General features: G+C 62.5%; 13 protein-coding genes. 4 read left to right on the forward strand and 9 right to left on the reverse strand.

The features are described from left to right. Nucleotides 1-51: 51 nt before the first annotated feature. Complete coding sequence (locus LWF01_RS15140; RefSeq protein ID WP_349638197.1) at nucleotides 52-231, forward strand: hypothetical protein; 180 nt, start codon at nucleotides 52-54, stop codon at nucleotides 229-231. 13 nt (nucleotides 232-244) lie between these two features. On the opposite strand, the gene LWF01_RS15145 is transcribed toward LWF01_RS15140, so the two are convergent. The 4 genes from LWF01_RS15145 to LWF01_RS15160 form a co-directional block, all read right to left on the reverse strand. Beyond that, on the reverse strand, nucleotides 245-1,630 hold the full coding sequence (locus LWF01_RS15145; RefSeq protein WP_349638198.1) for an MFS transporter: 1,386 nt from the start codon (nucleotides 1,628-1,630) through the stop codon (nucleotides 245-247). A 67-nt stretch (nucleotides 1,631-1,697) separates the two neighbouring features. Further along, nucleotides 1,698-2,936 (reverse strand): NAD(P)/FAD-dependent oxidoreductase, encoded by a 1,239-nt coding sequence (locus LWF01_RS15150; protein WP_349638199.1) that lies wholly within the window; start codon nucleotides 2,934-2,936, stop codon nucleotides 1,698-1,700. Nucleotides 2,937-2,948: 12 nt separating this feature from the next. Continuing rightward, entirely contained in the window at nucleotides 2,949-3,275 is a 327-nt protein-coding gene (locus LWF01_RS15155; protein WP_349638200.1) for a 2Fe-2S iron-sulfur cluster-binding protein, read from the reverse strand. 36 nt (nucleotides 3,276-3,311) lie between these two features. Beyond that, nucleotides 3,312-4,511, reverse strand: coding sequence for a cytochrome P450 (locus LWF01_RS15160; RefSeq protein ID WP_349638201.1), 1,200 nt, complete (start codon nucleotides 4,509-4,511; stop codon nucleotides 3,312-3,314). Between the two features lie 158 nt (nucleotides 4,512-4,669). Between LWF01_RS15160 and LWF01_RS15165 the strand changes: the two genes are divergently transcribed. Continuing rightward, nucleotides 4,670-5,584 (forward strand): LysR family transcriptional regulator, encoded by a 915-nt coding sequence (locus LWF01_RS15165; RefSeq protein ID WP_349638202.1) that lies wholly within the window; start codon nucleotides 4,670-4,672, stop codon nucleotides 5,582-5,584. 45 nt (nucleotides 5,585-5,629) lie between these two features. Here the strand turns inward: LWF01_RS15165 and LWF01_RS15170 are convergent, their stop codons facing one another. From LWF01_RS15170 to aceE, 4 genes are all read right to left on the reverse strand, one after another. Further along, nucleotides 5,630-6,229 carry a HutD/Ves family protein gene (locus LWF01_RS15170; protein ID WP_349638203.1) on the reverse strand — a complete coding sequence of 200 codons (600 nt, stop codon included), beginning with the start codon at nucleotides 6,227-6,229 and terminating at the stop codon, nucleotides 5,630-5,632. Nucleotides 6,230-6,258: 29 nt separating this feature from the next. Next, nucleotides 6,259-6,903, reverse strand: a complete 645-nt coding sequence (locus tag LWF01_RS15175; RefSeq protein ID WP_349638204.1) for a DedA family protein — start codon at nucleotides 6,901-6,903, stop codon at nucleotides 6,259-6,261. Nucleotides 6,904-7,088: 185 nt separating this feature from the next. Next, nucleotides 7,089-8,240: a GyrI-like domain-containing protein gene (locus LWF01_RS15180; protein ID WP_349638205.1), complete on the reverse strand. Its 1,152-nt coding sequence runs from the start codon at nucleotides 8,238-8,240 to the stop codon at nucleotides 7,089-7,091. A gap of 87 nt (nucleotides 8,241-8,327) precedes the next feature. Next, the gene (gene aceE / locus LWF01_RS15185; RefSeq protein ID WP_432761967.1) at nucleotides 8,328-11,069 is read right to left on the reverse strand and encodes a pyruvate dehydrogenase (acetyl-transferring), homodimeric type; all 2,742 of its coding nucleotides are present in this window, start codon (nucleotides 11,067-11,069) and stop codon (nucleotides 8,328-8,330) included. A gap of 295 nt (nucleotides 11,070-11,364) precedes the next feature. Here aceE and LWF01_RS15190 point away from each other — a divergent pair, with 295 nt between their 5' ends. After that, nucleotides 11,365-11,835, forward strand: coding sequence for a peroxiredoxin (locus LWF01_RS15190; protein WP_349638207.1), 471 nt, complete (start codon nucleotides 11,365-11,367; stop codon nucleotides 11,833-11,835). A gap of 172 nt (nucleotides 11,836-12,007) precedes the next feature. Here LWF01_RS15190 and LWF01_RS15195 read toward each other — a convergent pair whose 3' ends face one another. After that, nucleotides 12,008-12,754, reverse strand: a complete 747-nt coding sequence (locus LWF01_RS15195; RefSeq protein ID WP_349638208.1) for a CPBP family intramembrane glutamic endopeptidase — start codon at nucleotides 12,752-12,754, stop codon at nucleotides 12,008-12,010. 177 nt (nucleotides 12,755-12,931) lie between these two features. Between LWF01_RS15195 and LWF01_RS15200 the strand changes: the two genes are divergently transcribed. Next, nucleotides 12,932-14,266 (forward strand): MFS transporter, encoded by a 1,335-nt coding sequence (locus LWF01_RS15200; protein WP_349638209.1) that lies wholly within the window; start codon nucleotides 12,932-12,934, stop codon nucleotides 14,264-14,266. Nucleotides 14,267-14,269: the final 3 nt, after the last annotated feature.

Below are 14,269 nucleotides of genomic sequence, written 5' to 3' on the forward strand. Positions count from 1 at the left end.
AGCCGATCGCAATCCGCGAACCGGATATGACTTGCAGGAGGTAGCCGGACCATGAACACACAACCAGCCGGGCCGCATGACGCCTCCGTGGCACGCGCGGCCGTCGAACCCGCGATCAATATCGACCCCGACCTGTGGCTGCCGCCTCGTCGCGAGCGCGTTTCGCGGGTTGGACGGCTTGCCGCCCTGGCCACCGGAATCCGTCGACTCTTCGGCGCCGCCCGCCGTTAACGCCCGCTCGTCATCACTCGGCAGGAATGCCACGGCGCTTGTCGAAGATGGTCGCGCCGACTTCCTGCTCCGCCTGGTTCCTGATACTTAGGTCGATGCCCTTACGATCGCGGATCAGCACCGCCGCGCCGATGGAGATCAGCGTGAGGAGCAACAGGTACGTGGCGACGGACGTAGTAGTTCCGGTCGCCTGAACCAGCGCAGTAGCGATCGTTGGGGCGAAAGCTCCCCCCAGTATCGCCCCAAGCGCGTAAGAGATCGAGACACCGGAGAAACGGATCGACGCCGGGAAAAGCTCGCTATACAACGCAGCTTGCGGGCCATAGCTCAGCCCCAGCCCAACGGTGAACAGCGCCAGGCCTAGGAACAGAGACCAGATGTCACCGGTGTTGATCAGCCAGAACAGCGGGAAGACTGTCAGCACCTGACAGCTGAAACCGATCAGGTAGGTGTTCTTGCGACCGATCTTGTCTGCCAGGAATCCGCTGAGCAGGGTGAATCCGAACCACAGAGCGGCTGAACCTGTCACGGCGAGCAGGACCTCGGTGCGGTCCATTGCGAGCGGCCCCTCGGGGTTCGTGGAGTAGTTGAGCACGTAGCCGCCGGTCGTCATGTAGCCCGCGGCGTTATTGCCGGCGAACAGCAGTGCGGCGATTATCACCAGCAGCGAGTGTTTCCTGAACAGCTCGACAATCGGAACCCGGGCCTGCTGCTTCTTCTCCGCGATCTCTTCGAAGACAGGGCTTTCGTCGACAGACTTTCGCACCACATAGCCAACGATGATCAGAACGAAGCTGATCAGGAACGGCACTCGCCAGCCCCATTGCACAAAAGCCTCACCGGGCGAGACGACACCGGACATCAGCGCCAGTACCCCCGAGGCAAGCAGCATGCCAAGCGGAACACCGAGTTGCGGATAGGACCCGAACCGGCCTCGCTTCCCCCGGGGCGCATGCTCTACCGCCATCAGCACCGCGCCGCCCCATTCGCCGCCTGCGGATATGCCCTGCACGATTCGAAGCAGCAGCAGGAGGACCGGGGCGACGACGCCCGCACTCGCATAGGTCGGCAGAACTCCGATAAGCGTCGTGGCGCCGCCCATCAGAATGAGCGTAAGGACCAGCATCGCCTTGCGGCCGATCTTGTCGCCGTAATGGCCGGCCAGGAAGGCGCCCAGGGGACGGAACAGGAAGCTCAATCCGACTGACGCAAAGGAGATCAGGATGCCGATCTCAGAGCCGGCAGGTTCGAAGAACAGGGTCGCGAAGACCAGGCCCGCCATGTTCGCGTAGATGAAGAAGTCGTACCACTCAATTGTGGTGCCGATTATGGTGGCGAACGCCACCCGGCGCTGGTCCTTGCTGGTCGAACGAGACGGGTGAATCGAGACGGAGCTCATAGCTGTCCTTTAGTAAGCGGCAACGTCTTCGTTGCCGGTGCGAACTTTTTCATCGGAAATAGCCAGTTCAGCCAGCGACTGCTGGCTGAAGTTTGGAGTAGTTCCTGAAGTCGAATTCGGGATCCCGCGCCTGTGCGGTGCTCAACGAACGCCGCTGACCGAGCAGGCGCCGGGCGGCCATATGGTCGGCCGGCTGATTGACGGATTCGACAGCGGCAAGCTCGCCATCGCGGAAGCAGAAGACCGAAAACTTGCCCGTGGCTGGCTCGCCGCGCACGATTGTTTGATCGCCGGGCCGCACCAGACCCGCAATCTGGAGTTTCAGGTTTCCCTGCTGACTCCAGAACCACGGAAGCACGGCATATTCTTCGGCTTCTCCAACGATGGCCTTTGCAGTATGCCGGGCCTGGTCGGTTGCGTTCTGCACAGATTCCAGCCGGGTTCGCGCTCCCGCATGACGATTCGGGTAGTTGGCGCAGTCTCCCAGGGCGAAAATGTCCGGATCCATGGTGCACATGGCGGCGTCCACGGTGATTCCGTTCTGCACCGGCAGACCCGCGGCCGAAGCGAGCTCAGTTCGCGGTTCGACCCCGATACCGACCAACACGAAGTCAGCCGGATAGCTCCGTCCTGTCGTGCCGACCACGGTGGTCACATGCCCGTTGCGTCCTTCGAACGATGCAATGCCGTCGCCGAGTTGCAGATTGACGCCGGCGCGGCGATGGGCGTCGGCGAAGTACTCCGATATTGCCGGCGACACCGCCCGGCCCATCGGACGGTCCGCGAACTCCAGGACTGTTACGTCGATACCGCGTTGACGGGCTGCGGCCGCGAACTCCAGACCGATGAACCCGGCGCCAACGACGACGATGGACCGCACGGTGTCGAGCCGGGCATGGACCACTTCCGCATCGGCCAGCGTGCGCAGGCCGTGGATTCCGGCAAGATCGCTGCCCGGAACCGTCAGCTCGCGGTTGGCAGCGCCGGTGGCCAGCACCAGTTTTGAATACTCGACCTCAGAGCCGTCGCCGAGGCGCACCGTACGGGTCCGGCGATCCACAGCGATCACCTGTACGCCGAGCCTGGAATCGACGGTGTTGTCCCGGTAAAAGCTGGCGGCGCGAAGTGGCAGCGATTGCGGCTGGCTGCCAGCCGCTAAGTAGTCCTTGGACAACGGCGGCCGCTGGTAGGGCAGCTGGTTCTCCTCGCCGAGCAGCGTGATCTTGCCGGCATAGCCTTCAGCTCGCAGTGAGTCGACCAGCTGGACGCCGGCCTGGCCGTTACCGACGATGACGATGTTTTCCATGGCGTACCCCGATCAAACCTGGTTGTCCGGTACATCGACTTCGAGTTCCGCGAGGCCATTGTCAAGCACGAGCTGGCAGCCGAGACGGCTCCGCGCCTCGTCTCGTGGCGCGGCGGTGCAGTCCAGCATTTCCTCTTCGTCATCGCTGATCTCGGGAAGGCTGGCCAGGTACGGTTCGCGAACATAGACGTGGCAGGTCGCACACATCGCATTGCCGCCGCACTCACCGACGATGCCGGGCACACCGTTGGTGACGGCGGCACGCATCACGGAGGCGCCGGTGTCGACATCGAGTACATCCACGTTGCCGTCGTTGTGGTGGAAGCTGAGCTTTGCCATGATTATCGTTCCTTGTCTATTGTGCTGTCCGGCGTTTTAGGGCTGGTCCCAGACAACGGGCAGCGATGTCATTCCCCGGAAGACCCAACCGGCTTCGGTTGCGGGCTGGTCCGGGTCCAGGCGAAGGTTCGGCAGCGCATTGAACAGCTGCGGTAAGGCGATTGCGGCTACCGAGGCACGGGCCACCCAGGCGCCGGCGCAGAAGTGGTTGCCGCCGCCAAAGGCGAGATGAGGTTTCTTTGGCCGGTTGATGTCGAACACCTCGGGATCGTCGAACACCTTCGGATCGCGGTTTCCGGCGCCGACAGCGACACCGAGGCGGGCACCGGCGGGCAGCTGCATCCCTTCGAGCTCCGTATTGCGCGTGGTTTCCCGTGGATACATCCCGATCGGAGCGATCCAGCGGACCGACTCTTCGAACACGGTTGGGAACAACGCTGGTTCGGCAGTGACCTGATCGAGCTGACCCCGGTTGCTGAGCAACGCCCACACCGCAACTCCGAGTACGTCTCGCGGTTCATTGAGGCCGCCGCCGATGGTCATTTTCATGTTGGCGCGGATCGCATCCAACGGGATAGGCATGCTGGCAAGGCCGGCCAACAGGCTGCTGTCCGGGTTCTTCCGCAGCCGGGGCAGGATCTCATCGATGGCTGCGTCGACTTCCGCGGAGGACTTCTCGGATTTCGCCCACACTTCCGGATCATCGGCATAGTTGCCGGTGCCGTCGATCATGGTCTGGGACCACCGCTGCATGTCTTCCTGGCTAGCGTTGTGGAATCCCATGATCTGCCGGAGGTTCTCGGCAGCATATGGCGCCGCGTACTCCCAGATCAGATCTGCGCCGGGGCCCTCCGCCTTGAGCCGGGCAAGGAACTTGTCGCTATTGTTCCGGAAGATGGCGTCCCAGGTTTGCTTGATCGCTTTCGGGCGCAGGACCGAGCCATAGGATTTGCGGTCGGCCTGGTGCTCCGGATCGTCCTTGCGGAGCATCGAGTGCCCCATCGCCCGCTTCATCAGCGAGTCGGTCTCGTTCGCGGAGAAAACCTCCTGATCGTTTTCCACGATGTGACAGGCTTCGTAACTCGTCACGAGGTAACGGTTGATCGCCGGCACCCAGTGCACCGGAGCCTCTTCGCGCAGTGTCCGGTAGATCGGAAAAGGATCCCGATGCAGGTCGGCAATGCTGACCCAGTCCGCGGTCGGCACGGCACGAGCATCGGTGGCTTCCTGCGTCATCTTTGACTCCTTGTCTGCTGGCGCCTTCGCCTGTTGCATCTGCTGCGCCTCACCAGGTGTGACTCAGCTCTCATCCCGAGTCTGCCAGCGGGAATACCTCAGGTAAAATGCATTAAAACGGGCTATATCCCCTAATAAATAGAGTTAGGAGGGCGTTAGTGTCCCGCTTTACCCTTCGCCAACTCAGCTATTTCGTGGCTGTGGCCGAAACCGGGGCGATCTCCGCGGCGTCCGACAAGCTACACGTTTCCCAGAGCGCGGTCTCCGCGGCGGTAACCGAGCTCGAACGGATTCTCAAGGTGCAATTGACCGTGCGGCGGAAAGCGCATGGCGTCACGCTCACTCCGGCGGGGACGTTTCTCTACTCGCGTGCGCCGGGGTTGCTCGATGCGGCCGAGGAACTCGAACTCAGTACGTCGAGCGGAGGCACCGAGCTCGCCGGGCCCCTGGTCGTAGGGTGCTATCGGACGGTCGCGCCGACAATCCTGCCGGTTCTGTTGGAAGGATTCGCCGCGGATCACCCCAAGGTTCAGCTCGATTTCGTCGAGGCCGCGCAGGACGTATTGCAGGACCGGTTATTCGGCGGCGAGCTGGATCTGGCAGTGGTGTACGACATGGACCTGCGCCCGGGGCTGCACAGCGTGGAGCTGTTCAAGGCGCCGATTCATGTCCTGCTGCCTCGGGAGCACAGGCTGGCGGACCGCGCCGAGGTATCACTGCCCGAGCTTGCCGAGGATCCACTGATTCTCCTGGACGCTCCGCCCAGCAGTTCCCACACGATGTCACTGTTCGAACAGGCCAATGTCGTCCCGAACATCCGCTACCGCACAACTGATTTCGAACTCACCCGCTCGCTGGTCGGCCGGAAGCTGGGCTACTCGATCCTGGTACAGCGTCCGGCGCTCGACACGTCCTATGAAGGACTGCCGTTTCATGTAAAGCCCATCACGGCGGTCCGGCCGGTTTCGATAAAAATAGTCTGGCCGGAAGCGTTCCGACTCACCGACCGGGCCAGGGCTATGGTGAATTTCGCGCCTCGTGCCACCCGGAATGCACGGTCGGCTCCGCACTAGCCTCGCTCGGCTCTGGCGTGCGGGGTGGGCGGAGCGCAGGCCTGCTCAAAGACTGCAGAGCTCCACCACGGCGCAGCGTCCTTCGTTTTCCGGTCCTTCGTTTGCCGCGCGAATCGACAGTTGCGCAGGCCCACCGGGGTTTTCGATCCGGAGCAGGTCATCCCTGGCCAAGAGAATCTCCTGGCCGGCCGCTACCCGGACGAGCGTTTCCGGCCCATGGCAATAGACCAGCATCGTGTCCGCGGAACTGAGGAAAGTCCTGGCCGCCGGAAACCCGATCCATTCCATCCGTGCGGCGAACCTGTCCCGCCGGTAGATCAGATTGAAATCGCGGATCGGGCCGTCGAGAAGCGTGCAGGTTGTGCTGCTGCCACCGTCAAAGGCATGGCTTTGAGATGGCAACAGGTCACCGCTTGATTGACCGTCGGAGATCAGGCGCATGCCGCCGCCTTCCAGCACACTGATAATCCGAGCCATACCCGGGAACGTGGAGAACGGTCCTTCCACGGTGATGTCTGCGATCGAAATCCGCCAGGCGTAGTCCCCATCGGCCGTGTCCCGGGCAAGTTCGATGGTTGTTCCGCCACCGTTCTTCCACGGCATGGCTGCGTAATTGGCCGAACCGTAATGTGTCGTGATCAGCATGGTTGCTCCGCTGTTTCAGTGCCCGGTGGTCAGGACGTGCCGGCTTTCCGTCGTTTTTTGAGCCGTCTGACGATTAGCCACACCAGGAGGCCGGCCAACGCAGCGTAGACCGCGTAGTTGAGGAAGCGGGAGTACTTGTCGATGACTTCATACTGTTCGCCGAGTAGCGCGCCCAACCCAATCAGCAGGGCGTTCCATAGCCCGCTGCCGGCAAGCGTGAAGATACTGAAGGTGGCCAGGCTCATCCGTTCGGCCCCAGCGGGCAGGGATATCAGGCTGCGCACACCCGGCAGGAGCCTGCCGAAGAACACGGCGGATCTGCCGTGGCGTTCAAACCACGCGGCGGACTTTTCAAAGTCCTCCCTGTCCACCAGCGGCAATTTCGACAGCCAGCGGATGGAACGCTCAAGGCCCAGCTTGGCGCCCAGCGCATAGAGGAACAATGCACCAAGGTATGCGCCGATTGTGCTGGTGATGAAAACAAGAACGATGTTCATGCTGCCCTGCCGGGTGAGAAAACCGGCAAGCGGAAGAATTACCTCACTGGGAATAGGTGGAAAGACCGTTTCCAGCAGGGTGAACAGCCCGACCCCCACTTCCCCCAGGGAGTCGATCGCCCGCGCCGCGACTCCGACGATCCCGGTCAGGTCATCGGCCGGATTGGATGTGCTCATGGACTGATCACGCTACTCAGACTCCTTGACGGCAGGCGAGGGAACGACGGGCTTGAGACTGGGGCACACTACTACCCAATCACAAAGCGCCACCATTACTTGCGCCGCTACTTGCACCGCGCCGCGAAGGCTGAGGGGTTGAAGCCGAGGCTGGGCCAGCCAGATGGGACTGGCGGAGCTGCTCGTCAGCTCGGCTTTACCGGTTGCCTGAGGATCGTCCTGAGTTTCTCTGGCGCCGTCCGGCGTGCGTCGCTGAGGTAGATCTCGTGGTGGAGGCCGTTGAACGTGAAGTCATGCCCTGGCATGTACTCGCTGTGCAGCCGGCTGAGCGTCGGCGTCTCGTCGTCATATGAGCCGATGTGCAGGATCTGGAGGCTCGCGCCCTCGGTAAGAGTCAGGATCCGAAGGTCGCCGAGCGCCGCGTTCTCCTTCTTGGCCGATGCCTTCTCGATGGCCGCAGTGACCATATCCGAACTGATCCAGTCCGGCTGGGCGATCATCATGGTCCAGTTCCACGCGTCCTTGTCCCGCCTAACAAAGGACGACACGTCGTCTGATCCCCACAATCCTTCCAGCGGGCCGACTACGAAGTCACGCCCGAGCGCGTTCTTGCTCTCGAACTTCAGCACGTAGGCGACGCCGTAGAGTGCTTCGATCGCCGCCGCGTATTTCGTCGATGTGTTTGGATCGCCATGGCCGTCGACCGCGATATAGCGGAACTCGGGCACATCGACAAGGGCGAAGTCCTTTGAACTCGGAGCGTACAACCCCTTGTGCGCCTTCTTGATGTCGTACTTCTCCATCGCGATCTCCTTCGTGAGTTCGGTGAGAGTGGCGTCGGTCCATTTGGCGTCCGCCTCGAGCATCGTCTCGCTGTAGTCAAAGATCGCGGAAGCGGCGAAGGGCAGCGGCTGCTGGCTGGCCCGGGCCCGGCGAACCTCATCGAGCTGAGCTCGCAAGCCCTCGGCTCGGCGGGTAAGCCCGCTCATAACGTCGTCATCCTGTAGTCCGGGGCTGTTTGCGATACCGACGAGCACGTTGGCATGCAGCGGGCTGACAGTTGAAAGGTATTCGAGCGACGCCTTGGCGCAGAGCTCATATCCCTGCGCCGTGACCCCGAATGTGGCTCGCGTCTTTCCCCCGGCATGACCCGTACGCTCGATCAGCCCACGCTTGGCGAGCTTGTCCAGCAGATAGTAGATCGAGGAAAAGCCGAGCGCCGTCCACTGCCGGACGCCTCGCTGCTCGACGATCTGCTCCAATTCATAGCCGTGACGAGGCTGTTCGGCGAGCAGGCCGAGGATGGTCAGCTCCGCGGGAGTAAGAGCAGCAGGCATGCCGGTATTCTAGCACTAGAATACCGGCATGCCTGGCTTACTAACGACTCTCCACAGCTGGAACCTCACCAGCCGAAAGCTCCCAGCTTAAGCGTCACCGCCGGCTACGCCCGAGGTGCCCGCATTGACCTCGTCAAGCCGGTACCGGGTATGCGCCTGTGCCGCCAGTTCCGGACTGACCTCGCCCCTGCGGGCCAGCATCTCCAGTGCCCGCACAACAATCGAGTGGCTGTCGATTTTGAAGTAGCGCCGGGCCGCGGCCCTGGTATCTGAGAAGCCGAAGCCGTCCGCACCAAGCGTGGAAAAATCGTTCGGCACGAACTGCCTGATCTGGTCCGGCACCGCCTTCATGTAATCGCTCACTGCCACGACCGGCCCTTCGGCACCGGCGAGCTGACGTCGCACAAACGGCTCACGCGGCTCGGTCCCTGGTTTGGCAAACGATTCTTCTTCCGCCGCCAGGCCGTCGCGCCGAAGCTCGTTCCAGGACGTCACCGACCACACATCTGCGGCGACACCCCATTCCTCGGCAAGCAGTTTCTGCGCCTCAAGCGCCCAGGGCACCGCCACGCCCGAGGCCAGCAACTGGACCCGCGGGCCCTCGGTCTGCGCCCCTGCAAGCCGGTAGATTCCACCGAGCACGCCTTCGACGTCGAGGTCAGCCGGCGCAGGCGGCTGAATGATCGGTTCGTTGTAGACCATCAGGTAGTAGATCAGGTTGCGGTCGGTCGAGTCTTCGCCGTACATCCGGCGAAGTCCATCGCGGACGATGTGGCCGATTTCGTAGCCGTACGCCGGGTCGTAGGTAACAACGGCCGGATTGGTCGAGGCCAGCAATGGCGAATGCCCGTCGGCGTGCTGCAGGCCCTCGCCGGTAAGCGTCGTCCGGCCGGCGGTGGCGCCGATCAGGAAGCCCCGGCTCATCTGGTCGGCGGCGGCCCAGATTGAATCGGCGGTGCGCTGGAAGCCGAACATGGAGTAGAAGACGTACACCGGGATCAGCGGCTCGCCGTGAGTGGCATATGCCGTTCCCGCCGCGGTGAAGGCAGCGATCGATCCGGCTTCGTTGATTCCGGAATGCAGGATCTGGCCCTGCGGTGACTCCTTGTACGCCAGCATCTGCTCTCGATCCACCGAGAGGTAGTTCTGCCCCTTGGGGTTGTAGATCTTCGCGGTCGGAAAGAATGAATCCATCCCGAAGGTCCGGGCCTCATCGGGAACGATCGGCACCACCCGGCGGCCAAATTCCTTGTCCCGCATCAGGTCCTTCAGCAGGCGCACGAAGGCCATCGTTGTGGCGGCGTACTGCTTGCCCGAACCGCGGTTTGCCATCTCGTAGGCCTTATCGCCAGGAAGCTCAATCGCCGTGGGAGAATTCCGGCGTTCCGGCACGAAGCCGCCAAGTTCCCGCCTGCGTTCGAGCAGGTACTTGATTTCGGGCGCATCCGGCCCCGGGTGGTAGTAAGGGGGCGCGTAAGGATCAGCCTCAAGCTCGGCATCATCGATCGGGATCCGCAGGTGGTCCCGGAAATTCTTAAGGTCGGCCAACGTCAGCTTCTTCATCTGGTGAGTGGCGTTCCGGCCTTCGAAATTGGTGCCGAGCCCGTAGCCCTTCACCGTCTTGACCAGGATGACGGTGGGCTGCCCCTCATGTTCCATCGCCGCCTTGTATGCGGCGTGCACCTTGCGATAGTCATGACCGCCGCGCTTCAGGCCCCAGATCTCGGCATCGCTGAGATCGTCGACCAGGCCCTTGGTGTGCGGGGTCTTGCCGAAGAAGTTCTCCCGGACGAAGCCACCGTCTTCCGACTTGTAAGTCTGATAATCGCCATCCGGAGTTTCGTTCATGATCCGGACCAGGTCGCCCTCGGCGTCCTGAGACAGCAAATCGTCCCATTCCCGACCCCAGATCACCTTGATCACGTTCCAGCCGGCTCCGCGGAAGAACGCCTCGAGCTCCTGGATGATCTTGCCGTTGCCGCGAACCGGTCCATCAAGTCGCTGCAGGTTGCAGTTAACCACGAAGGTGAGGTTGTCCAGCCTGTCGTTCGCGGCGAGCTGCAACAAGCCACGGCTTTCCGGCTCATCCATTTCGCCATCGCCGAGGAAAGCCCATACGTGCTGCTCGGAGGTGTCTTTCAGCCCCCGGTTCTGCAGGTACCGATTGGCCTGCGCCTGATAGATGGCGTTCATCGGGCCGATGCCCATGGAGACCGTGGGGAACTCCCAGAACTCCGGCATCAATCGCGGATGAGGGTATGACGACAGGGCATGTCCCTCCTGGGACTTTTCCTGCCGGAAGCCATCGAGATCTGCCGCGCCGAGGCGCCCCTCCAAAAATGCCCTGGCATACATCCCGGGCGAGGCGTGTCCCTGGAAGAACACCTGATCGCCGCCACCCGGATGATCCTTGCCACGGAAGAAGTGATTGAGACCCACTTCGTAAAGCGTTGCCGCTCCCGCATAGGTCGAGATGTGGCCGCCGACGCCAATTCCAGGGCGTTGCGCCCGGTGTACGAGCACCGCGGCATTCCAGCGCAGCCACGCCCGGTAGCGTCGTTCGATCTCCTCATCGCCCGGATACTCCGGCTCCTGATCGGCCGGGATGGTGTTGACGTAGTCACTCGTGGTGGCCATCGGCATCCGCACGCTTTTCGCGCCAGCCCGCTGCAGCAGGGATCGCATGATGAACTGCGCCCGCGAGGTGCCGTGGGTCCGGATCAGCTGGTCAAGTGATTCGGTCCACTCGGCCGTCTCCTCCGGATCGCGATCGGTACTAAATGCCGCCGAGCCGGCCAGGATCGTCGAGTAATCATCAATAGTCGTCACGTTCGACCTCTCCATCGAGGGGATGTATGCACAGCAAACTACAAGTTTTCCGTAATGTGGATTACTTTTTCCATTCAGTACGATACAGTCAACGTTGCACGGACTTGTTCTGTCAATGCGGCTGGTGTTGACTCGATGCTGCGGGCCCCGAACCATTGCCGCGGCTCTTGCGAATCGGCACTCACTGTTGGCGGCAGCTCTCGCGGCTAGCCGCGAACGACTGGCACTCGCGGTTGGCGGCAGCGCTCGCGCTTAGGCGAACGACAGTTCCAACCACCCGAACGGAAGGACAGCAATGTCAGATCGACTGGTAGTCGGCTCCCCAGCTCCCGACTTCACCCTGCCGAGCGCAAATGGGGATGACGTCTCCCTCTCCGACTACGCCGGCCGTGGCGTGGTGGTCTACTTCTATCCGAAGGCGGCGACCCCAGGTTGCACGACCGAGGCCTGCGATTTTCGCGACAACCTCGGCTCACTCGTTGCCGCCGGCTACGCCGTTGTGGGGATTTCCTCGGATTCCACCGGGGCCTTGCAGGAGTTCGCGGCTGACCAGCACCTGACGTTCCCACTGCTGTCCGATACGAGCAACGCGACCGCCCAGGCGTGGGGCGCCTATGGCGAGAAGCAGCTCAACGGCCAAACTGTCACCGGCACCATCCGGTCGACCGTGGTTGTGGATCCGGACGGTTCAGTTCGTTTGGCGGAATACGGCGTCGACGCCAAGGGCCATGTCGCCCGGCTGCGCGAGACCCTCGGCGTCGGCTGAGCCACCCGCCGCCGCTCTATCAGGAACGCGAACGCGGTGCAGGACCGCGCGTGAATTCAAGGTGGGTTCCTGCATACAGTGCGCGTCCCTGCGCCGGAGCCCAAAGCAATGACCAGAGTCGGCCCCTGCATGCGCCGCTGCCCAGGCAATTGAGCATCGCTAGCCGTGCCGGTTAAGTCAGCACGGACACGACTAGCGTCCCGGTGACAAGGCTGTTCAGGAGCGCATGCATGATTACCGGGGCCCAAAGGGTCTTATGGAACTCTCGAAGAAGGGCCAAGGCCAAGCCGAGTGTCACCATGTAGGGCAGGAGAATCGGCACGCCATGCGCGGCGGCGAAGATCGCTGCGCTGATAAAAGAAGCGCCGAGCCGCCCGAGACGACGCCTCAGGCCGCCGTGAACTATACCCCGGAATATCGCTTCCTCCCACAAAGGGGTAAGTATCGCGACTCCCAGGAACACCGCGAGAGCGACCAGCGGACCGGTGCCGGCGACTAGCGACTCGACTCCCCCGCCACCCTCAGGTGCTGGGGAATCGCCGGTGATCGCGAATGTCAGCAACTGGACCGTGACCAGCGCGACGAGAACCAGAGGAATCTGCCACAACAGATGGAAGATGCGCACTGTCGGTCGGGTGAAGCCCAGCTCCCGCCACCCGGTCCCCGCCCTTCGCAGCCCACGGTGGATGACGAGCAAGAGTAGCGCGGCATGAACTGGAAGCACTGCACCAAGTAGCGCAGGACCGACCTGCCGAACGCCGGGAACCAGAAAGATGGCAAGCACAACGGTCCCAAAAGTCAGGAGCGTGACCAGCACAAGGACGGCCAAGAGAACGAGGCTCGAGCGCAGGTTCAGAGGAGAGCGGACGCTCTGAGCATTGGAGCGAAGCATTGATTCGACGGATGGCGTAAGCGTCACGGAACCATCCTCGCGCATCCGTCGATCCGACGCCCCACGGCGTCCGAGCCCGCCGTCCATCAGGAAACGACCTCCGGGAACAAGTCTGCCCACAGGACAGAATCTGGGCTAACCTCTTAGCAGAACTGCCTCGGCCCCTCAGGCGAGTCGAGTTGGCATTCCGTCTCGGAGGTTCTGATGAGCACCAGCGCCAACACCAACAGCGTTATTGAACCGCCGGATCCCCGGCAGCTGCGAAAGATTGCATTCTCCGCCTATCTGGGCACCGCTCTGGAATGGTACGACTTCTTCCTGTTCGGCACTACCGCAGCGATTGTCTTCGCCCCGCTCTTCTTCTCCGGCGATGACCCGGTACTGCGCACCATCGGAGCCTTCCTGAGCTTCGGCGTTGGCTTCATCGCTAGGCCGATCGGCGCGGTGATTTTCGGCCATATCGGCGACCGCTACGGCCGGCGCGGCGCACTGGTGGCAACCATCTCGCTGATGGGCATTGCCACGACATTGATGGGCGCGCTTCCAACCTACGAAACCGCTGGCATCGTCGCTCCTATCCTGCTGACGATCCTTCGGGCCGTGCAGGGCGTGGCCACCGGCGGCGAATGGGGTGGGGCCACGCTGCTCGCGATCGAGTATGCGCCGATCAAGAAGCGCGGCTTCTATGCCGCCGTTGTTCAGCTGGGATCACCCAGCGGCACCCTACTGTCTTCCGGCGCCGTCGCGCTGGTGGCTTCGCTGCCCAACGATGCATTCCTGGAATGGGCATGGCGGCTGCCCTACCTCGCCTCGATCGTTCTGGTGCTTGTGGCGCTGTGGATTCGACTCAAGGTCGAAGAAACCCCGATCTTCCGCCAGCTTGCGGCGGCCGGAAAGCAGGAGCGACTGCCGGTGGTCGAGGTTTTCCGCACCACCCCAGGCCGCCTGCTGATCGGGATCGCCGCCTACCTGTTCAATAACGCTGGGTTCTTCCTTTTGACCACGTTCATGATCAGTTATGCCACCACCGCACTTGGTCTGCCGTCATCCACCATCCTGGGCGCCATCACCATCGGGGCGCTGGCACAGATCGTTATGACAGTCATTTCCGGCCGGGTGGCCGACCGGATCGGCGCGGGCCCGACCGTGGTGATCGGCTACGTGGCATGTCTTGCGGTCGCGTTCCCGATCTTCTGGTTGGTGGATACCCGCAGTGCCGGCCTGATCACCCTGGCGATGATCCTGGCACTGGGGCTCGGCGCCATCCCGTACGCACCAATCGGCGCTCTGCTGGCAAAAATTTTCCCCGCGCGGCTGCATTACAGCGGCCTCGGACTCTCGGCAAACCTGGCCGGTGTGATTGCCGGATTCATGCCCGCCCTGGCCACCTTGATCCTCAGCAAGTCGGATAACCAGTCCTGGGGACCCGCCTCACTGCTCGCGCTGATCGCCTTGGTTTCACTGATCGGAGCGTTCATCGCAATGCGGCTGATCAACAAGGACGACCGGGCTTTGGCGCAGGCCGACGAGATCAGCTGACCA

This window comes from Saxibacter everestensis (genome assembly GCF_025787225.1).
Lineage (GTDB): Bacteria > Actinomycetota > Actinomycetes > Actinomycetales > Brevibacteriaceae > Saxibacter > Saxibacter everestensis.

What these genes read in the sequence shown, in the direction of transcription:
- LWF01_RS15180 (WP_349638205.1), bottom strand. Translation starts at nt 8,240, where the DNA reads ATGCCTGCTGCTCTTACTCCCGCGGAGCTGACCATCCTCGGCCTGCTC.
- LWF01_RS15160 (WP_349638201.1), bottom strand. Translation starts at nt 4,511, where the DNA reads ATGACGCAGGAAGCCACCGATGCTCGTGCCGTGCCGACCGCGGACTGG.
- LWF01_RS15145 (WP_349638198.1), bottom strand. Translation starts at nt 1,630, where the DNA reads ATGAGCTCCGTCTCGATTCACCCGTCTCGTTCGACCAGCAAGGACCAG.
- LWF01_RS15155 (WP_349638200.1), bottom strand. Translation starts at nt 3,275, where the DNA reads ATGGCAAAGCTCAGCTTCCACCACAACGACGGCAACGTGGATGTACTC.
- LWF01_RS15150 (WP_349638199.1), bottom strand. Translation starts at nt 2,936, where the DNA reads ATGGAAAACATCGTCATCGTCGGTAACGGCCAGGCCGGCGTCCAGCTG.
- LWF01_RS15175 (WP_349638204.1), bottom strand. Translation starts at nt 6,903, where the DNA reads ATGAGCACATCCAATCCGGCCGATGACCTGACCGGGATCGTCGGAGTC.
- LWF01_RS15170 (WP_349638203.1), bottom strand. Translation starts at nt 6,229, where the DNA reads ATGCTGATCACGACACATTACGGTTCGGCCAATTACGCAGCCATGCCG.
- LWF01_RS15200 (WP_349638209.1), top strand. Translation starts at nt 12,932, where the DNA reads ATGAGCACCAGCGCCAACACCAACAGCGTTATTGAACCGCCGGATCCC.
- LWF01_RS15190 (WP_349638207.1), top strand. Translation starts at nt 11,365, where the DNA reads ATGTCAGATCGACTGGTAGTCGGCTCCCCAGCTCCCGACTTCACCCTG.
- LWF01_RS15140 (WP_349638197.1), top strand. Translation starts at nt 52, where the DNA reads ATGAACACACAACCAGCCGGGCCGCATGACGCCTCCGTGGCACGCGCG.